27 protein-coding genes and 1 tRNA gene are annotated in these 23,753 nt (G+C 41.5%); 11 read left to right on the forward strand and 17 right to left on the reverse strand.

The features are described 5' to 3' along the window. Window positions 1-17: 17 nt before the first annotated feature. The gene (gene petJ / locus BV372_RS24195) at window positions 18-362 is read left to right on the forward strand and encodes a cytochrome c6 PetJ (protein WP_086689085.1); all 345 of its coding nucleotides are present in this window, start codon (window positions 18-20) and stop codon (window positions 360-362) included. 262 nt (window positions 363-624) lie between these two features. Here the strand turns inward: petJ and BV372_RS24200 are convergent, their stop codons facing one another. Then, entirely contained in the window at window positions 625-2,247 is a 1,623-nt protein-coding gene (locus tag BV372_RS24200; protein ID WP_086689042.1) for a hypothetical protein, read from the reverse strand. Between the two features lie 315 nt (window positions 2,248-2,562). Between BV372_RS24200 and BV372_RS24205 the strand changes: the two genes are divergently transcribed. Both BV372_RS24205 and BV372_RS24210 read left to right on the forward strand, forming a co-directional pair. Then, window positions 2,563-3,258: a triacylglycerol lipase gene (locus BV372_RS24205; protein WP_086689043.1), complete on the forward strand. Its 696-nt coding sequence runs from the start codon at window positions 2,563-2,565 to the stop codon at window positions 3,256-3,258. An 88-nt stretch (window positions 3,259-3,346) separates the two neighbouring features. Then, window positions 3,347-3,994 (forward strand): cytochrome b N-terminal domain-containing protein, encoded by a 648-nt coding sequence (locus tag BV372_RS24210; protein ID WP_086689044.1) that lies wholly within the window; start codon window positions 3,347-3,349, stop codon window positions 3,992-3,994. Here BV372_RS24210 and BV372_RS24215 read toward each other — a convergent pair. Beyond that, window positions 3,961-5,880, reverse strand: coding sequence for a sodium:proton antiporter (locus tag BV372_RS24215; RefSeq protein ID WP_086689045.1), 1,920 nt, complete (start codon window positions 5,878-5,880; stop codon window positions 3,961-3,963). The two genes, BV372_RS24210 and BV372_RS24215, sit on opposite strands and share 34 nt — an antisense overlap. A 692-nt stretch (window positions 5,881-6,572) precedes the next feature. Between BV372_RS24215 and BV372_RS24220 the strand changes: the two genes are divergently transcribed. Further along, a tRNA-Glu gene (locus tag BV372_RS24220) sits at window positions 6,573-6,645 on the forward strand. Window positions 6,646-6,756: 111 nt separating this feature from the next. Here the strand turns inward: BV372_RS24220 and BV372_RS24225 are convergent. The 3 genes from BV372_RS24225 to BV372_RS24235 form a co-directional block, all read right to left on the reverse strand. Continuing rightward, complete coding sequence (locus BV372_RS24225; protein ID WP_086689046.1) at window positions 6,757-7,350, reverse strand: SRPBCC family protein; 594 nt, start codon at window positions 7,348-7,350, stop codon at window positions 6,757-6,759. Then, window positions 7,343-9,376, reverse strand: a complete 2,034-nt coding sequence (locus tag BV372_RS24230; protein WP_086689047.1) for a GAF domain-containing protein — start codon at window positions 9,374-9,376, stop codon at window positions 7,343-7,345. Before BV372_RS24230 ends, BV372_RS24225 begins: the two co-directional genes overlap by 8 nt. 787 nt (window positions 9,377-10,163) lie before the next feature. Further along, window positions 10,164-10,499: a hypothetical protein gene (locus BV372_RS24235; protein WP_086689048.1), complete on the reverse strand. Its 336-nt coding sequence runs from the start codon at window positions 10,497-10,499 to the stop codon at window positions 10,164-10,166. 71 nt (window positions 10,500-10,570) lie between these two features. Between BV372_RS24235 and BV372_RS24240 the strand changes: the two genes are divergently transcribed. The 3 genes from BV372_RS24240 to BV372_RS24250 all read left to right on the forward strand — a co-directional run bounded on the left by BV372_RS24240 (window position 10,571) and on the right by BV372_RS24250 (window position 11,824). Beyond that, the gene (locus BV372_RS24240) at window positions 10,571-10,819 is read left to right on the forward strand and encodes a hypothetical protein (protein WP_086689049.1); all 249 of its coding nucleotides are present in this window, start codon (window positions 10,571-10,573) and stop codon (window positions 10,817-10,819) included. Window positions 10,820-10,899: 80 nt separating this feature from the next. Further along, complete coding sequence (locus BV372_RS24245) at window positions 10,900-11,418, forward strand: HNH endonuclease (protein ID WP_086689050.1); 519 nt, start codon at window positions 10,900-10,902, stop codon at window positions 11,416-11,418. A gap of 16 nt (window positions 11,419-11,434) precedes the next feature. Beyond that, window positions 11,435-11,824, forward strand: coding sequence for an alr0857 family protein (locus BV372_RS24250; protein WP_086689051.1), 390 nt, complete (start codon window positions 11,435-11,437; stop codon window positions 11,822-11,824). Window positions 11,825-11,857: 33 nt separating this feature from the next. Here the strand turns inward: BV372_RS24250 and BV372_RS24255 are convergent, their stop codons facing one another. The 4 genes from BV372_RS24255 to BV372_RS37860 form a co-directional block, all read right to left on the reverse strand. Continuing rightward, entirely contained in the window at window positions 11,858-12,733 is an 876-nt protein-coding gene (locus tag BV372_RS24255; RefSeq protein WP_086689052.1) for a polysaccharide deacetylase family protein, read from the reverse strand. Between the two features lie 482 nt (window positions 12,734-13,215). Further along, on the reverse strand, window positions 13,216-13,452 hold the full coding sequence (locus BV372_RS24260) for a hypothetical protein (protein WP_086689053.1): 237 nt from the start codon (window positions 13,450-13,452) through the stop codon (window positions 13,216-13,218). Continuing rightward, on the reverse strand, window positions 13,442-13,660 hold the full coding sequence (locus tag BV372_RS37855; protein WP_256973431.1) for a PIN domain-containing protein: 219 nt from the start codon (window positions 13,658-13,660) through the stop codon (window positions 13,442-13,444). Before BV372_RS37855 ends, BV372_RS24260 begins: the two co-directional genes overlap by 11 nt. A 9-nt stretch (window positions 13,661-13,669) precedes the next feature. Beyond that, on the reverse strand, window positions 13,670-13,882 hold the full coding sequence (locus BV372_RS37860) for a hypothetical protein (RefSeq protein WP_256973432.1): 213 nt from the start codon (window positions 13,880-13,882) through the stop codon (window positions 13,670-13,672). Between the two features lie 153 nt (window positions 13,883-14,035). Between BV372_RS37860 and BV372_RS36625 the strand changes: the two genes are divergently transcribed. Then, window positions 14,036-14,185, forward strand: a complete 150-nt coding sequence (locus BV372_RS36625) for a hypothetical protein (RefSeq protein WP_179198215.1) — start codon at window positions 14,036-14,038, stop codon at window positions 14,183-14,185. Window positions 14,186-14,223: 38 nt separating this feature from the next. Here BV372_RS36625 and BV372_RS24275 read toward each other — a convergent pair whose 3' ends face one another. Next, window positions 14,224-15,462, reverse strand: coding sequence for a tetratricopeptide repeat protein (locus BV372_RS24275; protein WP_179198216.1), 1,239 nt, complete (start codon window positions 15,460-15,462; stop codon window positions 14,224-14,226). Further along, on the reverse strand, window positions 15,453-15,953 hold the full coding sequence (locus BV372_RS36630) for an NB-ARC domain-containing protein (RefSeq protein ID WP_179198217.1): 501 nt from the start codon (window positions 15,951-15,953) through the stop codon (window positions 15,453-15,455). Before BV372_RS36630 ends, BV372_RS24275 begins: the two co-directional genes overlap by 10 nt. A gap of 133 nt (window positions 15,954-16,086) precedes the next feature. Here BV372_RS36630 and BV372_RS24280 point away from each other — a divergent pair, with 133 nt between their 5' ends. Both BV372_RS24280 and BV372_RS24285 read left to right on the forward strand, forming a co-directional pair. Continuing rightward, a complete protein-coding gene (locus BV372_RS24280; protein ID WP_086689055.1) occupies window positions 16,087-16,344 on the forward strand; it encodes a hypothetical protein in 258 nt (85 codons plus the stop codon). A 217-nt stretch (window positions 16,345-16,561) separates the two neighbouring features. Further along, the gene (locus BV372_RS24285) at window positions 16,562-17,326 is read left to right on the forward strand and encodes a DUF4058 family protein (protein ID WP_086689056.1); all 765 of its coding nucleotides are present in this window, start codon (window positions 16,562-16,564) and stop codon (window positions 17,324-17,326) included. Window positions 17,327-17,339: 13 nt separating this feature from the next. On the opposite strand, the gene pepP is transcribed toward BV372_RS24285, so the two are convergent. After that, a complete protein-coding gene (gene pepP / locus BV372_RS24290; protein WP_086689057.1) occupies window positions 17,340-18,647 on the reverse strand; it encodes a Xaa-Pro aminopeptidase in 1,308 nt (435 codons plus the stop codon). 626 nt (window positions 18,648-19,273) lie between these two features. Between pepP and BV372_RS24295 the strand changes: the two genes are divergently transcribed. Further along, window positions 19,274-20,593 (forward strand): VCBS repeat-containing protein, encoded by a 1,320-nt coding sequence (locus BV372_RS24295; RefSeq protein ID WP_086689058.1) that lies wholly within the window; start codon window positions 19,274-19,276, stop codon window positions 20,591-20,593. A gap of 334 nt (window positions 20,594-20,927) precedes the next feature. On the opposite strand, the gene BV372_RS24300 is transcribed toward BV372_RS24295, so the two are convergent. The 5 genes from BV372_RS24300 to BV372_RS24320 form a co-directional block, all read right to left on the reverse strand. After that, on the reverse strand, window positions 20,928-21,695 hold the full coding sequence (locus tag BV372_RS24300) for an MBL fold metallo-hydrolase (RefSeq protein WP_086689059.1): 768 nt from the start codon (window positions 21,693-21,695) through the stop codon (window positions 20,928-20,930). Window positions 21,696-21,698: 3 nt separating this feature from the next. After that, on the reverse strand, window positions 21,699-22,298 hold the full coding sequence (locus tag BV372_RS24305; protein WP_086689060.1) for an aminodeoxychorismate/anthranilate synthase component II: 600 nt from the start codon (window positions 22,296-22,298) through the stop codon (window positions 21,699-21,701). Between the two features lie 101 nt (window positions 22,299-22,399). Further along, window positions 22,400-22,855 carry a diacylglycerol kinase family protein gene (locus tag BV372_RS24310; protein WP_086689061.1) on the reverse strand — a complete coding sequence of 152 codons (456 nt, stop codon included), beginning with the start codon at window positions 22,853-22,855 and terminating at the stop codon, window positions 22,400-22,402. A 122-nt stretch (window positions 22,856-22,977) separates the two neighbouring features. After that, window positions 22,978-23,505 carry an rRNA maturation RNase YbeY gene (ybeY, locus tag BV372_RS24315; RefSeq protein WP_086689062.1) on the reverse strand — a complete coding sequence of 176 codons (528 nt, stop codon included), beginning with the start codon at window positions 23,503-23,505 and terminating at the stop codon, window positions 22,978-22,980. A 42-nt stretch (window positions 23,506-23,547) separates the two neighbouring features. After that, entirely contained in the window at window positions 23,548-23,703 is a 156-nt protein-coding gene (locus BV372_RS24320) for a DUF3285 domain-containing protein (RefSeq protein ID WP_086689063.1), read from the reverse strand. Window positions 23,704-23,753 lie beyond the last annotated feature (50 nt).

Raw genomic sequence — 23,753 nt, forward strand, 5'->3', positions numbered from 1 at the left:
GTTGCGAGGAGAAGCTCTTGAGAATAATTTTATTTATCCTACTGTTGGCGATCGCCCTATTTAGATTCACATTCACTCTTCCAGCATTAGCTGCTGAAACATCCGATGGAGCCAAAATATTTGATGCTAATTGTTCTTCTTGCCATATAGGTGGCGGTAACATTCTAATTAGCCATAAAACTTTGAAAAAAGAGGCATTATCAAATTATTTGGAAAATTATAATCAAGACTCTATTAAAGCAATTATCCACCAGGTACAGAACGGTAAAAATGCTATGCCCGCCTTCAAAAACAAGTTAAGCAGTGAGGAAATTTTAGAGGTAGCAGCTTACGTTTTCCAGAAAGCGGAAACAGGCTGGTAAACTGATTCATAGCATTTGAGATTTTTAATTAACAGTCTTTTTCAGTAGGCTATTTTAATAACTATCCCACGTTAATCTCAAATATCTACATGGAAAATACTCAAACCCTTTAGATTACTAGAGGGTTTTTTATTCGTCAGCAAATTTTCCAAACAGCTGAGATTTGCATATGAGAAACAAGGATGAACGATCGCTGGGATGATTCATCCTTATTTACTGTTACTCTTGTCTCAATTTCTCAATTGCAAATTCCAGACTGTGTTTATTTGTCTGGGTTAGAAGTTTGCCGTTCTTGCTTCAGTTCACGCAACTGCCGTATGAGTTTTTTGCCAGATTCCACAGTGGGAGTTGGCTGGCTTGTGTTGGTATCCGGCGCAGCTAATGGCTTGATAGAAGTTGCTGGTGTGGACACAGGTGCAGCTAATGGCTTGAGAGAAGTTGCTGGTGTGGATACAGGCTGAAGTTTATTGATTAATGAATTGGGTAATGGTTTAGCTGTCGTCGCTGGTGCAGGTACAGGCTGGATTCTATTGATTAATGAATTGGATAATGGTTTGAGAGTTGTCGCCGATGGTGGTGTAGGCTGGTTGCTATTGACTGTCGGATTTAATAACGGCTTGAGAGTAGCCCCGGATGTGGGTAGAGGCTGACTGTTATTGACTGTCGGATTTAATAATGGTTTGAGAGTAGCCGCCGATGCGGGTGCAAGCTTTTGAGTATCCCCAGCCGCGTTGTTGCTGTTATTTTTGAAATCCAGACTAAATGGATGATGAGCAATCTGCTTATCTCCCTTTGGAGGATGTGTACTGAAATACTCTCTTGCTTTTACTTGCAAAGCAGGCGAGACTGACTGTCCTTCAAACTTGATATCTAAGACCTTGCCATCAGGGTCTACTACTAATCTCCCCAATACTAAACCTTCCATATCAGGTTTATCTGTAGTAATACTGTCACGGATAACGCTTTTTTCGACAGCATTTGGGTATTGTTGCTGAACTGTTTTTCTCAGCGCTTCGTAAGAGTTGATCTGGGCGATCGCCTTTTCTGTTCCTCGCGCAGGCAAATCATTAGATATATTCGGCGTAGATCCCAGCTTTCCTTGTGGTATACCTTCTGTGGCTATGCTTAAATTATCCCCAGCTTGCGGAGTATTTCCGATCCGAGCTATTAGCTGGTCGTTTTGAGAAACAGTAGATGCATTATTGCCAGGTTGAGTAGTTTGTACAGTAGTACTAACATCGCCTGGTAGAGCTGGGGTCGCGTCCACAGGAAGAGGCGCTGGAGAGGTTGGCAGACCATCTGGTAGTTTCGCCTCTGGCAATACTGGCAATTTGCTGATTGGTAGAGGCTTGGCTTCTCCTAATGCTATTTCTCTGTTATTAAAACGCGGAGCTGGTGGCGTAGAGAATTTGCTGTTGCTATTAAAACTAGAAGTGTCAAATCGGAAATCTCCCTTGGAGTATCTCCGTAACGACTGCTGTTTGGGCAGCGAGGAAATGCGGTAATTGTTTGGTGATGAGGGGATGGGTGGCAATACCAGCTGACTGGGACTAGGCGCAGGTGGCGGTGGCAAAGCAGGTAAACTCGATTGGGCACCTATATCCAGTTGCGGAATTTGGGATTGTTGTAGCAGAACTGAGGATTGTGGATTAATTGGTGCAGATGAGCCTGGAATTTGTGGCAGCCGATTTTGGTCAGCTTGGCTCAATTCCATAACTCCAACTGTTTTTGATGATGCTGATTCCTTGGCTTTATTGGAGTCTACAGGTACTAATGGCACAATCAACGCAATAGCACCGTGGATGCCAAGAGAGGCTATAGCTGCTATCCCAGTTGGCTGGGTTAAGATTTCTGGTAGATTTTTTAGCAGGGAGACGTAAGACATAGCTGTTATCGTTCACTCGGCTCGGTTGCAGTTGACTAGTTGAGTATCAATAAATTATTTTTCAAGCTCTAAATTATTTTTCCGGCTCTATATTAATAGATGCATCCTTCTAAAAATAATAGCTTCCTATACTGGACACAAAACGGCCAGTTTGCCATTTTTTTAAGGTTTAATTTTTGTAATAAAGTAATATTGTACTTCAAAGTTGCATTTGCCGACTTAGCAAGTGATAAATTATCATCTCCGGTTTTTCTGACTTGCACAGTTCCAACTGAAACTTCTGTTGAGCTTTGATAACTGCTTTAATAATTCCACATGCCTTTACCCACAGTTATTTTACCTGGCTATTTAGAAAGCGCAATCGCCTACCGCCAACTAGAACAATCTCTACAGCAATTGGGTTTTCCGACAGTTACAGTACCCTTGCGCCGCCGGGACTGGATAGCCTTGCTGGGTGGTAGACCTGTCACACCAATTTTGTGGCAACTTGATCGCACGGTAAAGCAGATATTACAGCAGTACAACACTTCTCAAATTAACTTGATTGGTCATTCGGCAGGTGGTTGGATATCTCGGATCTATTTAGGAGAAAAGCCTTATTTCGGAGGCGTTAAGGGCAAATCTACTCTTTGGCAAGCTCACCCTTTGGTTGCTACTTTGATCACCTTGGGTACACCTCATGTTAGCCAAGAACGCTGGACACGCTGGAATTTAGATTTTGTCAGCAATAACTACCCTGGAGCTTTTTACAAGAATGTTCGTTACGTTTGTGTAGCTGGCAAAACTATCTTTGGGCAAAGGCGACCTGGTAGCTGGTTAGCTTACAGTAGCTACCAATTAACCTGTGGTCAAGGCAACACTTGGGGAGATGGGATCACGCCCATTGCAGCTGCTCATCTTGATGGTGCTAAAAATATTGTCATTGAAGGCGTTAGACATTCACCCAGAAACCCTGGTATTTGGTACGGCTCACCAGAAACACTCCAAACTTGGGCACAATATTTGGCTTAAATATATCCAAAGGTAAAAGTATCTTAATATTTCTTAGCTAAAATTGTAATAATAATACACATTTACCCAACGTAAAGAGGTGTCAGCTATGCAAAGTACGCAGTTCGATAGGATTTTGCGGCGACTAGCGACAATATTATCAGTCGTGATTCTCACCTTGTGCCTGATTGACCTCACTACTGGAGTTTTACTGTCTTTTTATTACGAACCAACAGCAGGTGGTGCTTATAAGTCGTTGCAGATGATTGATACACAAGTACCATACGGCTGGTTATTCCATAAAACCCATGATATTGCTGGTAATGCTGTAATTGCGATCGCCCTAATTCAAATTGTGGTGATGTTTTTAGGTAGACAATTTCGCCAGAGTTGGCTAACTGCGTGGATTAGTGGAATTTTATTTACCTTGAGTGCGATCGCTCTCGATTGGACAGCAATGCTCCTAGACTGGACTCAAGAAGGATACTGGCGTTTTAGTATTGAGCTAGGAACAATAGAAGCAATTCCTTTCATTGGTGGAGAATTGCGAGACATCCTAACTGGAGGAGGAGCAATTAGTACCATCACTGTTCAACACCTTTACGCCTTAAACAGTTATATTATTTCGCCTGTCGCTCTATTTCTGGCTGTAGTGCATTTATCTGCTTTACTGTGGCAAGAGCGGGAAATGTATGCAGAAAAAGTTTCATCCAGCGACTATACTCAACTACCAGAAGCTTCACTAGTGGAAAGTTGAGCCAGTTTTGCAAGCGGAACTTCTTCCACCTCAGGTAACTTTTCCAAAGCTAAAGGAGTAGACTGACTACCACCAGATAAGCGTTTTAAAAGATTTGGTCTGGGGTCGTGTAAAAGATAGATAATGCGATCGCCAACTTCCCATTCCTGATTGACTGGCATTACCTGTAAGCGTTGTTCTCGTTCTACCAATAACGGTATCAATACTCCAGTCCGAATCTTTTCCTGGATGTGATCCTGCTGAGTAGCAAATTCCAACTCATTGAGTGTCGTTGTTCCTAACTTCACTCTCCCATCATTCAAGTACTCATTCCAAGTTTTAATTGCCAAGTCAGAAACAAAAGCTTGGTTAACTTTACTAGTTGCAGAAGTATTTGCTTGCGGGTCACGAGGAAAAACCGCTAATACACGCGGTGGATTAAATTCCTCAGCAGCCCGTTGCGCCAAGACAAAATTTACCTCACCATTACTAGTCATAGCCAAAAAAGTGCCCATAGAGGCCAGTTCTGCCTCTTCTAAAACAGCAGTATCCAAGGCGCTGCTAGCAATCACCCGCAGATTTTGGGCTTCGGCTTGAGCAAAACAATCCGGGTCTGTATCAATCATCACTACTTTTTCACCCCGTTCTTGAAAGAATCGGGCAATCAACAGACTCAAAGGATTGCAACCAACAATCACTGCCCCAGTTGCCTCTTTCGAGGTAATTTGCAGCCACTTAGCAATCTGTCCAGCTGTTAATCCTTGGCAAACAACCGTCATAATAATTGTTAGGAAAACCAAGGCTTTAATGGCATCACCCCCGTTGATACCCCGCTGTGTCAAGGAAATCGCAAATAAAGACGCAACAGAGGCAGCAACAATTCCTCTAGGTGCAACCCAGCTTAAAAACAATTTCTGTCGCCAATTGAGGTCACTATTCCAGGTACACAACAGGATGTTAATTGGTCTGACGACAAACATCAGTACCAAAACTGTGAATAAACTGCCCCAACCCAAGGCAAACACACTAGCAATAGATAGGTCGGCTGCTAACAAAATAAACAACACAGAAACACTGAGAATTGTCAGTTGACCTTTGAAGTGTCGCAAAAGTCGTTCTTCAGGTACTGATGAGTTGGCAAATACTGCGCCTGCAATAACCGTAGTCATCACTCCCGATTCACTGCGGATAGTCTGCGCTAATGTAAACAGCCCCCAAAGTATCGCCAGCACCACCAAGTTTTTCAGTTCAAAAGACAAGAAATTAGCGCGTTTGAAAATCAAGCTCATCAAGTAACCGCCAGCAGCCCCAATTGCCCCACCAATAGCAAAACGCATGAGTAACCCGATGATGGCATTTAGCGGGTCTGCATCGCCGTTTAAAATCGTATCGAGAACAACGAAAGCCAAAATAGCTCCAACTGGGTCAATTAAAACCCCTTCTCCTTCTAACAGCGTTGCCACTTGGCGATCGACATTGATTTGTTTCAGTAGTGGATTGATCACAGTTGGGCCTGTAACCACGATGATTGAAGCGTAGAGAAAGGCTATATTCCAAGGAAATTCACCCAACCAGTGCGCAGCCATACTACCACCCAGCAGTGTGATTAGCGTTCCCAAGGTGACGAGTAATTGTAAGCTAACTGAAACTCTACCCAACTCTCGCAAATCCAGGTTAAGTCCACCTTCAAACAAAATTATTGCCGTTGCTAGGGCGACAATCACTTCTAAACCTGTGCCTAGAGAATGGGGATGCAATAGACCAATACCATCAGACCCCAACAAGATCCCCAAAAGCAGCAACAAAACAATGCTAGGTACCCGAAGATAAGCAGCGAGCACTTGGGCGCTAATACCTGCAACGACAGCAGTCACCATCTCTAAGGTGATTTCAAAAGATGCTTCCATGTTGTAGATTTTGAGCGATAAATATCAAAATCTTTTGTAAAGAAGAGTAAATACTACCTCTAAAGGGTACAACATCACACCCTTTTTCCTTGTTAAAATCAAACTTTTTTTCATACTTAGTTTTTTATAATACTCTATTTCCATTGGGTTGGCAAAAGTAGGATTTTTTAAATGGTTGATATCAAGCTAAAAAGGCTAACTATGAGTACATTTGGCTTTGCAATTACGCACAACTCTCATCAAAAAACTTGATAAATTTGCTATGGCAATCTCTTATGTATAACCCAAATTTCACAGTGAGTTTTTGTAGATTGCATTGTTCGGCAATACCAGTAGCATCGGGAGCAAAAACTCATTTGCTTCCTGCTACGCCAGCTGCTATCCTACCCTTCTTCTAACGAAGACACTACACTAACGGGAAGCTGCCTGGAGGTCGTTTACAAGTTGGTAGACGCGAGGGCAGTTGCTTCAATCGAGGGAACCCCCCCCAAAAGAGGTTTACGGATGCTCCTACCTCGCTAAGGCACTGGTGAGATCAGTCTTTCATAGGAAATGCTATCAGCGGATATTCCTTGTAAAACTAGATCACACAGAGGTTAATCGCATCCGAATTTAGCTAAAAAAATTTTTTGGCAGAAACTGTTGACATCGGCTGGAAAATTCGTTAATTTATAAAAGGTCTGAGTCCAAACGCCCCCATCGTCTAGAGGCCTAGGACACCTCCCTTTCACGGAGGTAACGGGGATTCGAATTCCCCTGGGGGTATTGAAAATGAAATTCAACTATAAAAGGTTGTAATTTGTCTTTAATATGCTTCAAATATAAACCCATCCTGAAGATTGATGTGAATCCAGGAAGGGTTTAGTATAGTCAAACTTATTGATTAGCTAACTGTTCTACACGCTGATAAACAGCTAAAAGATTTAACCGCAGATCTCTACTGAGGCGATTTTCAATAATTGTCACTGGCATAGTGAGTTTAGGCCAAACTTTGATTGTATAGCAGAGATTTGTGCCTATAACCTCACCAAAAGCACAAGGCTCTAAGCACCAGCTACCAGCAAAACCCTTGAAGTCTCCTTCTACCATACGGAAATTAATTTCTTTGGGGAAATATTCTTCCAAATCAAGCACTACACGTGCATAAAAGTTAAAGTTGAGTAGGCGTTGAGAACCTACTTGCTCTAGGCGAATACCACCGTTAGGATGCTCCAAGAGTTGACTTTTAGCAAGGTTGGGAATGAAGTCAACTAAGGCTTCATAATCTGTTAGTACTTTCCAGATTTGTTCTACTGGTTGAGGTATACGGATTTTAGCGGTGATTTCCCGTTGTCGCTCTGCTATTTTCTCAATTTGGATTTCCACAGATGGCTCGGCACCTGTATTAATGGCCAAATCTGCTTCTAGGTTGGTTTCGTCACTAGCGGCGTTGAAATCAATGTCCGCTGAAGTGTTAGTTTGTTCAGTCACTTTCAGAATATAGTTTGCTTTCGTTAGAAAACTGGGGCAACGTGAGGGTAAAACAAATTTTGCTCAGATCGGAATCTGAAATTTGCATACTCTCAACAGCAATTGTCCCATTTAAATGTTGTACAAGAGACTTGGCTAGAGCTAAACCCAAACCAGTCCCAGGAGTCCAGCGTCCTTTACCACGACGGAACTTGTCAAAGATGTAAGTCGCTTCTTCAGAAGAGATACCACGTCCTATGTTTGTCACCTTAATAATAACTTGATCGACTAATTGATTGACTTGGTGAGTGGCTTGTAAATCAACAATAGTGTCATGCTCTGAGTATTTACAGGCATTAGTTAGTAACTCTTGCAGGATGCGGTCAAAACTTTCGACTTCAGTTTGTAGTTTTAAGGAATCCTCTGGTAAATCTAGGGTGATACTTAAACTTTTCTCTGCCAGTTTTTGCTCAAAAGAAGCAGCTAAATCCTGAATTCGTGTATTTAGATCGATAGGTTCAAACTGTGGAGTTGCTTGTTGAGACTCTAGTTTCTGGAGTGTCAGCAAGTCATTGATCAAATTGATTTCTTTGGTACATTCTTGCTCTAAGATATCGAAATATCTATTCTGACGCTCTGGCGCTATTCCTGGTAAACGCAAATTGCGAATTGACATGAGCATATTTGTCAGCGGGTAGCGTAAGCGATCGCTCATATTACTCAAAAATTCATCTTTGAGTACATTGAGTTCTCGCAACTGCTCAACATATTGCCTTGTTCTTTCGTGCAATTTTGCTTGCAGTTCCAGACTGCTTTGGAGCTTTGCTGTTCGCTCATCTACCAAATTTTGTACTTGTCGCAATGTCTGTGACTGAATAATCGCATTGCTTACTTGCGCACAGACCATTTCCACTAAATTTAATTCTGCTGATTGCCAACTGCGAGCCACCGCTTGCTGTAGAACTAAAAATCCTAATACTTTGCCTTGACTCTCTAATGGCATTAACAGCACAGCCGGGAACTGCTCTACTGCCAACAGTGGAGTCGCCGTCAAAATATCTTTTTGTTCTGTATAGTCATTAATAACTACTGGTTTTCCTGATTCCGCGAATACGCGCTGGCATAAACCACACTCTGAAATTACAAAGGACTGATCTTTTAAGGTATCTGATGTACTGGTAGGGTAAGCTTGGATATCCCTAGTCCATTCTCTGACTATGGTGGCTCTGGCATTGGGAATTTGTTTTTTAGACCGAGTCCGAAACAGCGGATCTGTATATTTCAACATAATGAACAGACCTCGATCTGCCTGTAGCGATTCGGCAGTAGAGGCGATCGCTAACTGGAGCATTTGATTTAACTCTAAGTTGCTCCGACTCAGTATAGTTAATTGCTTGATCAAGCTTTGATGTTGATCGCTCTTTTGCAAATGCTGTTGTTGAGCTGCAATCAACTGTGATTGTGCTACTTGAGAAACAGCGATCGCGCAAGAAGACTCTATACTTTTCAGTAGTTGTTGTTCTGACTGAGTCCAACTATGGGGTTGAAATTTAATTAGACTAATAACCCCATTATTTTTACCCCGAAAGCGGGTAGGAATTGCCAAAACAGCTTTTATTGGTAGTGGCAAAGATTGACAACCAATTTCCAGACTTTTTTGAATTGTCGAAATGTCCTCAATATTTAATGGTTCAGCCGCACATTGAACTACATGTAGTTCCATGAGTAACTGTTCCATTGAGAAGATTCCGTCTGAGTGCGGTAACCCTAGATATTCTTCCGTACACCAACTTGCAATAGTCGCTTCAGTAGATGGCTCGCTCATCACTGTAACTAAGCAGCAATCTACCCCAAAGGCAACTCCCAGCAATTTTGCCATATCTTGCAGCATCAATATCGTCGCTGGTCTGTTAGCGATGATTTGATTAATCTGTTGTAACAACTGGTGGGCTGGTTCTTCCGGATGCTGCATCAGCTTGACTGGGTATGATTGTAGTCGATCTACGTCATCTGGGCACTGTGGCGGCGATGATAAACGCTTTTTCATTCCTGGCACGCTCTTGGATAACGACCCCATTTTTTTTGCACCCAACCTCTTGGCTTAGTTGTTCACCCTTCCTATGTTTGGTGCACCCTGATGAATTACAAATATTTGATGAAGACTTTCTCTCACCTGTTATAGCCCCTTTCTATTTCAGATGACTAAGTTTTTGGTATATTAAAACGAATTTTTACACAGGTAGCAAGATACCTAAGATATACTAGAACGCCTTTGCTAGATTAATTTCTAACTCGATCGGCTTCGGTTAATTTACTAACTTTGACTTAGAATATCCTGTCCGTAACTATACATAAACCGTAATTTCTCTGGAATTGAGGCAAAAACTCCGCTAGTACTCCCCGTGTTAACACTGAGAGCCATTCAGAAAAAAGTCATATTTATTTCACAATTCCATTCTTCGGTGAGCTAGCCTTTTATAGGTCTTGCTCAAAGTAAAATCCGATTTAGGCAGAGTTTCAGAAACAATGTTGATACCTGCTTGATAGTTGCAACCAAGTATATATGGGTATTGTTGCTTAACTCCTATGCTCGATAATCATTTATTTAATATGCCGATGGTTAGAATCTGTCAAGTGATGTGAAACCCCCTGTGCCGGAAATAGCGATCTTTTTGAGAAAGCCTAGCTGTCACGGCTGTTCTCTATGAAATTTAACGATATATATGTCTAATTACTTTTATATAATATTTATTTATAAATTAGGGAGCATTTAATAATGAATGCAGCCCAGTTTCGCTAAGTACTAACTAGGCTGCATTTTGATGAATATAAAACTATCCAGCCAAACTCTCGATACTCAGAGGAACCATATCGCCATTTCTTGTGAATCCTAAGAGCATCGGTTGTTGTGGTTGGATAAGTTGACCAGTAAGTACACAACGTTCTTCTTGTTGAGCCGTGGCTGCTATGCTCGCTCGAATATCAGTTCGCGAAAATCGAGGTTTCCACTCACCTGATTTTTGCTGCACATAATTCCAGAGGATATCTCGAATTAAGGCTTGATAGCCCTGATTGCCAGCTATATCTTTGAGTTTCTCTTTCAGCTCCCGCTCTAGGCGGATGCTGGTAACTTCCATATCGGTGGTTGGGGTGCGAGCGATTGTATGCATGAGTTTTTCTCCTTTAAGGTATGGACAGGATAGTAATACAAGTGTAGTATGTTTAAAGGAATGTTCAATAGGTGAAATTTTCTGTGAAATCCATTTACTCCATCTCTACTTCTTTGTGTGCTACCAACTGCCGAGCCAGTCGGGAATTAGCATCTTTGGGAGTGGAGTATTTTTTTATGGGTAATGGTGGCCAAAAAGATGGGCAAATCACAGAGGGTAATTATGATTTTAGATATCGCAGCATTATTGGGCTGAATGCAAAACCACAACTAGACAAAAGAAGCGGGAGGTACAGGCAGAGTCATACTGTACCGATATAGACCAGAAAACTTTGAGGTCAATTTCCCACCCCCGCTTCAGCTAAAAAAGAAGCGGGGGTTTTTTAATAAGGAGTCAAGCTGTGACGAGCGTCATGCAAGTGTTAGAGCAATCCGTAGTGGTATTTTCTCAAAATTACTTGCCACTGTGTCGGGTTAATATCAAGCGGGCAATTGTACTGTTAGTAACAAACAAAGCTGAACCATTAAGTTTAGCTACAGAAGCCGGGTGGAAAATCCACTCTCCCAGCTTGATACTTGAAGTACCAAAACACATTCGTTTAAAAATTGCTTCTGGTGAACGGACGTGGAAAGTTCCGCCAGTGAATCGGCGAGAAGTGTTGCGGCGAGACCATCACAGTTGTCAATATTGCGGTAGTAAAAAATCTCTAACACTAGATCATGTGATTCCGCGATCGCAAGGCGGTCCTCACACATGGAATAACGTAGTCATAGCTTGTGAAAAATGTAACTCCCATAAAGGGAATCGCACCCCTTTTGAGGCTGGTATGCAACTGCGTACCAAACCAAAAGCACCAGCGCATCCGGCGATTACTTTTGCCGAGCAGTTCTGGATCAATATGCAAGCAAACCTGGAATAACAGGAGAGCAGAAGGAATGCTGAAATTAACTTACACCGAAAGGAGCTTTTACTTAGAGTGCCTGAGTCTATCGCTGGAGGAATGGGTAGCACAGCGCGTAATTTTGGCACTGCGAGTCGGTCAATCTCTTTGTGTTGAACCCAGCACTGCTTCCTTTTTGCTTCCTGTTGATTTACCAGGAGTAGAAAAGCTCAAGGCTGAGGTAAAACGAGATGACAGTGAAATTATGGAACTGTCTACCTGTGATGCTGAATATCTGGAAGTCACCCTCCGGGGTTCTTGGCTGTCTGATGGTTCAGAGGAAGCGATGGGTGTGTTCGTCACGACAATGAGCGATCGCACTGAGTTCTTTGTTCATAAAATTTGGCAGGAAGCGCAAGCCTGCGCCTCCGCCATGAGTGAATAATCAGAGTAATGGGTTAGGCTTGTTGCTTACCCATTATTTCTGCATTTCTAGTAGTTCGGGAACTGTCACAAATCGATAGCCTTGTTGTTTGAGTCCGCTAATAATTTCTGGCAAAGCTTGTACAGTTCTTTGGCGATCGCCTCCGCCATCATGCATTAATACAATAGAACCTGGTTTTGCATCTCTTAAAACATTCTTGACGAATACCTCAGATTTAGCACGTGGATCGGTATCGGCAGAAGTCTGCGACCACATGACTACAGCATATTTTTGGCTTTTAGCGTAAGCAGCTAATCCGTTATTTAACACGCCACCTGGAGGACGAAACAGAGTAGTTTTGACTCCGGTAGTTTTGTAGATAAGTTCGTTTGTACGCTCAATTTCACTTTTCGCTGTGGCTTCATCCATGCGTCGATACCAATGATGCCAAGTATGATTACCGATCGCGTGTCCTTGGGCTACAACTTGCTTGGCAATTGTGGGATTCGCTTGTAAAGCTTGTCCCACCAAAAAAAATGTTGCTTTCACATCATTTTGCTGGAGAATTTCCAGCATTTTTAATGTAGTATTCGGCCAAGGTCCATCATCAATGCTCAGGGCAATTACTTTCTCGTTATTGCTCGGTTGTACGCGATCGACAGTTTTTCCTTCAAATGTCACTGGGATGCTAAAAGTTAGGTTTTCTACTTTAGCTGATGACTGCGATTGGGTATTAACTTGGCTGGTTAAAGTTTGTTGTGGAACTTGTATAGCGTGAAGTTTACTTGTTAGCTGATTAGTCTTCAATTGTGAGGAAATGCCCGCTGGGGTAATGCTACAAGCTGTTACTGAAAAGGCGATCGCAACTCCACTAATTATTCTTTTTTGCTGGCGGTGAATGTCTGTCACATCAGGTTTCCAAAAACTCACACAATCATAAGCGCGAGTTTTAGTTTTTAAAGGCGTTTAGTAGCCCCAAACCTAACTATAAAAGCTATTTTAGACAATCACAAAGAAATTTTTCTCTAGCTTGATAACAAAGAATTTTGTAGCAAGAATATCCTTTTAGAAAAAGTTTAGTCAAGAGCAAAAGGTAGGTCTTACATATAAGTAAAAATACACTGTGCTTGATTACAAAAATAGTCCTGTTGCGATAATCGCTAGTATAGGAATAAATCTCTGAAGTACATAAGCTGACTATTATGCGATCGCCTCCTCCATAGCAAGCTAATTGCACTTTGCACAATGACGCTTGTAAGCGATGTCTAACGACAAGCGGCTTTGCGTCTACGCATAGCATTTTACACTCGGACACGAGCAATGTCTTCTATGAGAGACGAACGTTTAGCTTGCTTCCCCGTAGGGTACGATGGGCTACACCTACTCCATCTGATTTATCTGTGATTTTATGACTATAGCTTTGATTCTGGAAATTCTTTACTATTTTTATCTTGATATTCTTTGATTTTGGTATATAAAATAGCAACGGTTTCTTGAGCAAACAATTTTTCTTTAAGTTGCAAATATTCACCTTCACTGATTTTACAGGTTGCCCAAAATTTCATTACCTTTGATGGTTCTAAATGGTTGAGTAAAACCTGCATTACTTCCTGTAAATTCTCTTGTTCATTAATAACTTTAATTGTCATTTTCTCCCTCAATAATAAAGTTGCTTGGATTGATGACTTTGAGTGATAAATTCTGACATCGGTTGATTAATCTTCTATCACAAGTTATAAAATAGTCACTTCTAGAAGCTTCAGCACACGCTACATGAAGTGCATCAATAGGTTTAATGCCCTGTTGTTCTAGTTGTTCTGCTCTTATTCTAAGATTTTCATCTACTAATACTCTCAAGGTAGCTATTTATAAGTATCGCTTCATTGATTGCTGATTGACAATAAAAGGGTTACGGCTATTTTCATATTCTAGAACTGAAGAACTGACTAATTCTATTAATCTTCCTTCTACCATTTGTAAAATTAAGATAATTGCTTGTGTTTCCAGAAAGATTTTTGGCTGTGTTTGATCGTCAAATGGACGATTATAAACACTGGTGTCTAGATAAACCCTGGTCATATAGCTTTTTATAACATCGTCTCTCAACAGAAGCGATCGCTCTCACACTCATCTCTCAACCCTCACAACCGATCGCACTTGATTTTACACTCTGAACAGGAGTGATCGCCTTCAGAACACCATCATTCCACCTCAGAATAGGAACATTCTCGTTTGGAACAGGAACGTTCTCACTTGGAAGACGAACATTCTCCTTTAGAACAAGAACATTCATGTTTGAAACAGCAACATTCTCGTTTGGAACACGAAACTTTGAGTTCAGAACATGAAACTTCGAGTTCAGAAGACGAAACTTCGAGATAAAAGCTTGATTGATGAGGTTGGGAACATGAATTTTACTGTTATGAGTTGAGGCGATCGCGTAAATCTGCTAAATTTTCAATAGTATCAACAGTATCAGGATGACTTAAACCTAACCGATACTCCCGAATTTGCAAAGCTTTGAGAAAAAGAGGTTCGGCTTCTTTGTACTGACCTTGAGAATAGTAGTGTAATCCCAGATTGTTGAGGCTATCAGCAGCATCAAGATGCTCGTCTCCTAGCAGGCGTTGCCTCATTGCTAAAGTTTGGTCATGAAGGAGTTTGGCTTCTTTGTAATTTCCTTGGCAATCGTAAAGACACGCCAGATTGTTTAAGCATAGAGCAATATCAGGATGCTCTTCTCCCCATAGGCCTTGCATTACTTTTAAAGCCTGGTAATATAGATTTTCAGCTTTTTTGTAATTTTTTTGATATTTGTAGAGTAGTCCTAAATTTATGAGACAAAGCGCTTGATAATGTTCTTTTCCTGGCAAGCGTTGCAATTTTTCCAAAGCTTGTTTAAAGAGGAATTCAGCATCAGTGTATCTGTCTTGTTCATTGTATAGTAATGCCAGGTTGTTAAGTATAGTTGCAATAGTATAATGATCATCTTCTTCTTGTAAGTTTTGGTAAATTTCCAAAGCTTGATAGTAAAGGAGTTCGGCTTCATCATACCTACCTTGCTCGTCGTAGAGTAATGCCATATTGTTGATGCTAATGGCAACTTGAGGATGCTCTAAGCCAAAATAGTTTTGAGCAAAATCTAGACACTGCTTGCGCCAAGTTTCTGCTTGCTCATAAAGTCCTTGACATTCATAGAATCGACCTAAACTACAAAAAGGCAAGATTAAATCTTTATCACTGATATATTTAATGAGATTGTTCGCAACTTCAGCTAAATGAGGTATTGCGGGGGCGACATCCTGAATTTGCTGAAGTGTGGGAGCGTCAGGCATATTTTTAGCAACTGCTACCATTACTCTACAAAACGATCGCTTAAAATCCTCTGCCTGTTCTAAACCTGTAAGCTTACCTTGGAAAAACTCCCGCAGCAGGGGATGCAGTTGATAAATTCCCTTACCTTTCGGCTGGAGTAGATGTAACTGTAACAAGTCTCGTCTAGCTTTTTTCCAATCTTGAGCCTCATTATTTATTGTTATACCCTCCACCAACTCCCAAGGAATCGGAGCTAGAGCAAATAAACTCAGAAGACATCCTAAATGTTGGGCATTTTCTCGCAAACGTCGCCAACTTAACTCAAAAGCAGCAGCTACACCCAATCTTGATAAGTGACGCGGTGGGAATTAGCATATTGCAAAGCTAATTCTGTTTTCCCGACTCCACCCATCCCCGAAATAGCTACAATTGCTACCTGTTGATTCTTCTGCAACAGCTGATGGAGTTTTTCCAATTCCGTTTCTCGTCCGACAAACTTCACTACGCCACTCAAGGGAATATTATGATGAATTTCTTTTGGTGTTTGAGTACTGGGAATATCGTTACCGTTATATTTTGCTGTTAGGTAAGCCTTTAATGTTTCTAGCTTTCCACGTTTAGAGCTAGCTAACTCAGGACAACTGTGAGCAAACTTGTCATACACCTCAGTCATCCGCTTTTTAAAAGCAGCTGCACTAATATTAATGTCGTTTGCTAGTTTCGCTTCACTTTTACCTGAGTTTTCAGCCTGTAACCTGACTAAAAAGGCTGCTGTTTGCTCTGGGGATAACTCATGAGTAGCAGCTTCTTGTCTTAAAAACTCATCCCATTGCATAAACAGCCTGAAAAATTCTACTTGATTCTACTTATCTTATACCTTGCTTCTACTTCATCTCTATTTGTCAGGAATCTCCGGCTTTAAGGGCAGAAATACCATAAAAACAGTCAATCAAGCGGAGATTCACGCGATGAATACTTCTTTAAAAACTTCTACCAACTCTCAGCCATCTACCCAAACTGCACAGTTAATTACTACATCTTCCCCAATAATGGAAAAACCTTCTGCTTGGATGCGCGACGGTTACAGTCCTACAGAAATCATCCTCGCAACAGCAATTTTAAGTTCTCTATATATAGCAGGAGTTGCAACTGTAATTATGGCGATAACTGAGTTAGTCAAAACTTTAGTACCAGAGAAAGATGTTAAACCAAGCCGGAAAAAATAATTTAGCACATAGCTGTTTCAGCCATTGCGATTGAGTTAATTTTCCTAATTGAATTGCTGGAACCGGAGGAAAAGTGAAGAAGCGGTAGAGTAGAGCTATGGTAATAACAAAGTATAGGGGCGAATGTCACTTACTTTAGCGAGATTTAGATCCCCGACTTTTTGAAAAAGTCGGGGATCTGGGCAGCAACTTTTATCAGTCAATTACTCTTACTCTTATGCGATCGCCTTTTCCGGGAATGAAGCCCTATCTCGAAAATCCAGAACTTTGGTCAGCTGTGCATAATCGATTAATTGTAGCGATCGCGGATGACTTGGTGGATCATCTAAGTGAGAAATATCGAGTTGAAATTGAAAAGCGGACTTACTTCAGTAGTGATGAAGAGAGCGTTTTAGTTGGTATTCCCAATGTCGCAGTGGTAACAGGTAAAACGGCAGAACCGACATCATCCATTGCTACTGTGTCATTACCAGTTCAACCGCAGAAAGTAACAATTCCAATTTCCGAAGAAGTGAACGAACGCTATCTGGAAATTCGAGAAGTTGCTACTGGTACAGTCGTTACCGTCATTGAGCTTTTGTCTCCCAAAAATAAGCGTTCTGGTGAGGGACGCATGGCTTACGAACGCAAACGCAATCAGGTATTAGCTAGTGCTACTCATCTAGTTGAGATCGATCTGCTGCGGGGTGGTAAACCTTTTCCGATTACGAGCCAAAACTTAGGAGATTATCGGATTCTAATTTGTCGAGGCGATCGCCAACCGAATGGGGAATTGTATGCGTTTAGCTTGCGACAGCTTATTCCCCCCTTCCCAATTCCACTTATGACTGGTGAAGCAGAGCCAATTCTCAATTTACAACCTTTGCTCGATCGGGTTTATGAAAAAGGGCGCTATTACTTAGCAATTGATTACACCAAGCCACCGCAACCGCCACTGTCTGAGGATGATAGACAGTGGGCGGAAATTTTATTGAGAGGCTGATGAATATTAACAGTTATCTTTCGACTTCATCCACTTCTTTAGGAACTCCAGCCGTTAATACTTCATGTCCGGTGCTGGTTACTAACACATCATCTTCGATGCGAATCCCAATCCCCACCCAACGCGGCTCGGTTTGGGGTTGGTCTTCTGCGAGTTTGGTATCTGGCACAATATAAAGTCCGGGTTCTACTGTGAGTATTTGTCCTGGCTGTAAAATCTGCGGGTTTTCACCGTGCTGGTAAACACCGACATCATGAACATCCAAGCCTAACCAATGGCTGGTGCGGTGCATATAGTATGGCTTATATTTTTCTTCTTCAATTAATTTATCCACTTCGCCTTTGAGAATACCAACTTCTACTAAGCCTTCTGTGAGGACGCGCACTGCTGTATCGTGGACTAAGTTGAAGGGATTACCAGGCTGTACTTGAGCGATCGCTTGTTTCTGGGCTTCTAAAACAATTTCATACAATATTTTTTGTTCTGGCGTAAATTTACCACCCACAGGAAATGTCCGGGTAATATCTGAGTTGTAATAACCATAGGCACAACCAGCATCAATCAGCAGTAATTCTCCATCCTGCATTTGGCGATCATTCTCAATGTAGTGCAATACGCAGGCATTCACACCAGAAGCCACAATTGAAGGATAGGCTGGCCCCATCGCACCCCGCAGTCGGAAAATGTGTTCTATTTCTGCTTGGATTTCATACTCATAACGTCCAGGTGTGGTAACTTTTAGTGCATAATTGTGTGCTTCAGTGGCGATCGCGGCTGCTTGACGCATCAATTCCAACTCAGCTTGGCTTTTTACCAATCTCATGCTGCTAAGAATTGGGCCTGTATCTTCAATTGCAATTGGCCCTGTACCCCGCTTGGGATAAGTCCGTAGCAGGCTTTGATAATGGTTAAGGATTTTGTCATTAAAAGTGCGATCGCGTCCTAAATGATAGTAAATGCGATCGGCTTTTTCCAAATATTGTGGTAATTTATCATCGAGTTCGCTAATGGGGTAAGCTTCATCAGCACCATATACTTCTTTGGCTGCATCTACCCCACAGCGATAGCCAGTCCAAACTTCCTTTTCCCGATCCTTGGGTTGCACAAACAACACAAACTGGTGTTCTGGGTGATGGGGTGCTAACACAGCTACCGCTTGCGGTTCGTTAAAACCAGTCAGATAGAAGAAATCACTGTCTTGGCGATAATTGTACTCGACATCGTTGTGCATCACTGCCATTGGCGCACTCCGAAAAATTGCAGTTCCATTGCCAAGTTTTGACATCAACTGCTGACGACGCTTCTGATATTCTGCTTGCATAGCTACTAGACATCTCCAATTATGGTGATATCTTAACCTTTAAACACTACAGATTGCATATATCACATCTTTTATAAGTGTTAGTAATTTATGTTATTTTAGGCAATAATTTTTGATTTTACTAGCAGTTATGGTTTTACTAGAACCAAAAGTTATCATTTGATAATTTTTGAATAAATAAGCTGACAATTATATAATATTTTAGTTGAATATTTTCAATTAGTTATTTAACCCAAGTTGCCTAATATTTCTAGAAATCAACTCTTATATATCCCTCATAAATAATTGCATTACTTAGTCTGTTTTATCTGCGCCTATGGGGTTAATTATTTTTAATCAAAAACTGCTAAATATGACATTGCAAGGTTTTTTAGGCTGTATTTATCTTAACTGGGAGCTATATCTCTAAAGCATAACATGAACAAAAATATTTATTTTATTGTTTATCATGAACTTAAAAATAAAATTAAATCCATTACATAAGCTCAAATAAATATTGATGAATCCTGACATTTATTCAAAAGAGATTAAAAAAGATTTAACGCTAAACAAATGTTATTTAAGAACAGAATTTTATTAACCAAAGAAGTTAAAACTTTGATCACAACCAGTCATAAAAACACATCATGCCTGAGAAATCATCTTTGGATACAAGTTTGTCATCAGCACCTTACCAAAAATCAAATATATTGGCATCACCTTTTGATGAACAAACTAATTCTTTTACTAGTCAGAGCAGTTCTTCGCAATTACCAATAAGCGAAACACCAAATTCTGTATCCACAAAATCTCTATTTGGAGGAGCAAATCCCAATCCCAATCCTTACTTAACTAGTGCAGCGATTGTGCCTGATTTCAACGGCGATGGCAAAACAGATAAAATCTGGGTTGATGCTCAAACTGGTGAAACTCAGGTTTGGTTGATGGATGGCACAACCGTTGCTGCTAAGGGTTCTTTAGGTCAAATTGATCTAGCTTCAACGGTTTATAAAATTGGCGATTTTAATGGTGATAATAAGACTGACTTCTTGTTACGCAATCAGGTAACAGGTGCTAATACCATTGTGTTAATGGATGGTACAAACGTTGCAAATCTGGTTCCGCTAGATTCCCTAGACTCATCCTGGACACCGCTGATTGGTGATTTCGATGGCGATCGCAAAACTGATATCTTCTGGCGTAACAATCAAACAGGGCAAAACGCCGTTTGGCTGGTGGATGGTAGCAACCCAGGCCAAGTAATTAAAAGCGGAACCATGCTTGACTCTGTTGATCCAAGCTGGACTCCTACTATGGTCGATTTCGACGGTAATGGCATAACTGATGTTTTCTGGCGCAGCACCACTGGTGAAAACGTCGCTTGGTTCATGAATGGTACGCAAGCCAATGCGAGTTCTCTCCAATCACAAGATCCCAGCTGGACTTTTACCGTTGGCGATTTTAACGGTGATCTGCGTTCTGACTTCTTATGGCGGAACACGACAACAGGTGAGAACAAAGTTTGGCTAACAAATTCTCTCATCCCAAATAACGTTTTCTTCACCGAGGGATCTCTAACAACGCTAGACGGAAACTGGACATCTAGCATTGCTGATTTCAATGGCGATGGTAAGACTGATATTTTCTGGCACAATCAGGCCACTGGTGAAAACACCACATGGCTAATGGATAGTGGAACCATTGTTACTGAAACTTTCCTCGCACCCAGTTCAACAACCGCGCAAGCAACATTTGGCGATTTCAATAATGATGGTAGAACCGATATCTACTGGCGCGATTACTCAACAGGAGCAGACGAAATTTGGACAACAAATGCAGATGGTACGACAGTAACTAGAACTCCTGTTGCAGACACAGATAAGCTTTCCCCAGTACAAGTAGGAGAAGATGGTAATCCAATCCTAGGCCCAGATGGTCTGCCTCTGAAAAAGTGGATGACTTTCTAGAATATAGTTGGTTGATTCGCGATCGCACAAAGACTAGCTAGGCTCTGGCTGCCAAAGCCAAATTGAGTAGAGTTGAGCCATACTCTTTTTCTGCTTCTACTCAGTGGCTTTTAAACAGAAAGTTTCATTCTGAGTCTGGAACACAACAGAGGATCGAGGTAACTCTACCGTAACATCAATACCTCTGCTCAGAACGACATGGTGAATTGTATTCGATAGGGGTTTTTGCTGGAGTTGTAGAGCCAAAATGCTCAATTTATTGGTTGGGTTGAGCCATACGGTCACCCAACCATAACTAATTTTGGCTATCTGATTCTTAGACCAACACTTAGCATTAAAACTTATAACTCAAAGTCTGAATTACGCTATTTTCTGGTAGATTACCAGGGCTAATACTAATAGTATCGCTATTACTACGACGTACTGTTATCCCCTGCATCAAGTTCAGAAAGTTATCCACTGGTGAAATTTCGCACTTAGAAGCATCTGCTGCCTGTGTACGGTAATGAGTAGGAATCACCAGCTTGGGATTTAAAATTTCAACCGCTTGCTTGGCTTCCTGGGCATTATAAGCTTTGGAACTGCCCCCCACAGGAATAAATGCTACATCGGGACGCCCCATAAGGATTTTTTGCTCAACGGAGATGGGTGCAGCAGCTCCTCCTAAGTGCAGGATATTAATTCCGCCTTGCTTCCAACTCCAAGCAGTATTGACACCAAACTGCTTACCACCTTTGCGATCGTGATCTACAGCAATTCCCTGGAACTTAATGCCTTGGAACTCATACACTCCAGGTTCGTAAATGAGTTTTGGTTTTCCAGGAAGTCCGTCTACTGCACCTTCATCTAGCAGTTGACTGCTAATCATGACTAAATCTGCTGCGACTTTCGGGGAACGATACCCAGCTGTACAGCCAACGGTGCGAAATGGATTGACGAGAATTTTCACACCGCTACCCGTCAACAGAAAGCAAGTATGACCCAACCACTGAACTGATAAACCGCTAGATTGCGCGTCAGCTTGAAGTGCAGAACCTAAGTTTGTTAGAAAAGCTGTTGCCAAACCCGCCCCAGCATAGCCCATCAACTGTCGTCGTTTCATTAATTACTCTCTCGACTGTAATTGTTCCAGAAAGTTTCGTAGCAATTGCTTGCCTGAGGATGTCAAGACACTCTCTGGATGAAACTGGACGCCTTGAATGTGTGGATAGTTCCTATGTCGTACTCCCATAATAGTACCATCCTCCACCCAAGCAGTTATTTCTAACACATCGGGGCAAGTCTCACGGTCAATAACCAGACTGTGATATCTGGTTGCAGTTAGAGGATTTTCTAACCCCCGGAAAACTCCGACCCCGGTATGAGATACCTGAGAAGTTTTGCCATGCATCAATTCAGGAGCAGAAACGATTTTACCACCGAATACCTGACCAATGCTTTGATGTCCTAAACAGACACCCAAAATTGGCAAATTAGAACCTAGCTGTTCAATTAAATCTAGGCTGATTCCGGCGTCATCAGGACGACCTGGCCCAGGAGAAATAACTACAAGCTCAGGATTTAAAGCGCGAATCTCATCCACAGATATTTTATCGTTACGAAAAACCCTAATATCTTTTGCTACGGGGAACTCTGCCGCAAGTTCTCCTAGATATTGCACTAAATTATAAGTAAAACTATCGTAATTATCGATGACTATAATCACAGCTGATAACTCCTGGCCATGCTACTTATATTATTTTGTTTAATTGTCACCAGATTTGAATTGCTGTAAACGTCATCAATTATCAAATGAAAAGGTCACACCTAGAAAGCTGACATAATTAAAGTTGCCAAAGGCGGAAGTATGAGCATACCCGCTACTAGAACAGCTACCAAAGCTGAAATGAGTACAGCACCAGCAGCACAGTCTTTGGCAATTTTCGCCAACTCATGATATGTCTGCTTTACTGTTAAATCGACTAGTGACTCAAGGGCTGTATTCAGTAACTCTAAAGCCAAGACTAAACCGCTAGTAATACCAATTACTGCTATTTCCACAGATGATAAATGTAGAACAATGCTGGAGGCGATCGCCACAGCGCAGACAGCTACATGAATGCGAAAATTGCGTTGGGTTTGAAAACTATAGCTAATTCCAGCCCAGGCATACTTAAAACTAATCAATAAATTAGTGGCGACTTGCCAGGAGAGTTCCCGTTCTTTAGTCACAAGTGTTGGTAAGCGGTTTGAAGTTGGTGGAGAAGAAACTTGTTGGGACATAGGCTTAAAGATCATAGAGTTGAAGTAGGTAAAGTTGGAATATTCGCCGATTTTAATGGCGTAATTAAGTTTTAGGCAATTTTATCGAAAAGTTCTTGGAGAACAGAGATAAATAATAGTGGTTACTCTATGTCAAGAGCAATACCTATTCCTCTCAGCAATATTACTTGCTGTTTTAACATTCTTACCAAACTTGCTTCATCAGGATGATCCCAGCCCAATAAGTGCAATAAACCGTGAGCCACTAGCCAGGCCAGTTCGGTTTGCAAACTATGCTCCTGCTGTTGGGCTTGACGCTGTGCAGTATCTACAGATACTACAATATCCCCTAAGTACAAAGGCATAGAGGCAAACATTTCCTCACTTTGAGGGCAGTCTACCTCTAAGGCAGCAAAGGCTAAAACATCTGTCGGTTTGTCCTGGTGACGATACTGGGCATTCAACGACTGAATTTCTACATCGTCTGTCAACCGCAGTCCGATTTCGTAACCTGGTGCTGACGGAAGATATGGGTGAAGTATTTCTAACCAGCAATCAAACCAGTGTTCCCAAGTTTCACCGGAGATCCGACAATTAGTAGCCCCAAAATTTTCAGTTTTTTCTGGGGACGATTCATAAAAGCAATCTTGTACATCTAGTTCAACTTGCACTAGCTACAAAGTCTCCTAGGAACTCGAGGTGTGGGTTTACAATCAGCGAGTTAGGTAGGCAAGACCTACGAACACAACTAAAAGTCCTATAGCGGTTAGCACAAAATGCTTTAGGGAAGTACCACCTTTGCGCACCATATTGCGCATAGCGAGTTTTACGTAGCTAGGTTGAGGTTCCGTTGAAGGAGAGTTGCTCATGATGATTTGATAACAAACTCTTTTATATATAAATGTAACAGTTAACCTAG

Source organism: Nostoc sp. T09, assembly GCF_002154695.1.
In the GTDB taxonomy this organism is placed as follows: Bacteria; Cyanobacteriota; Cyanobacteriia; order Cyanobacteriales; family Nostocaceae; genus Aulosira.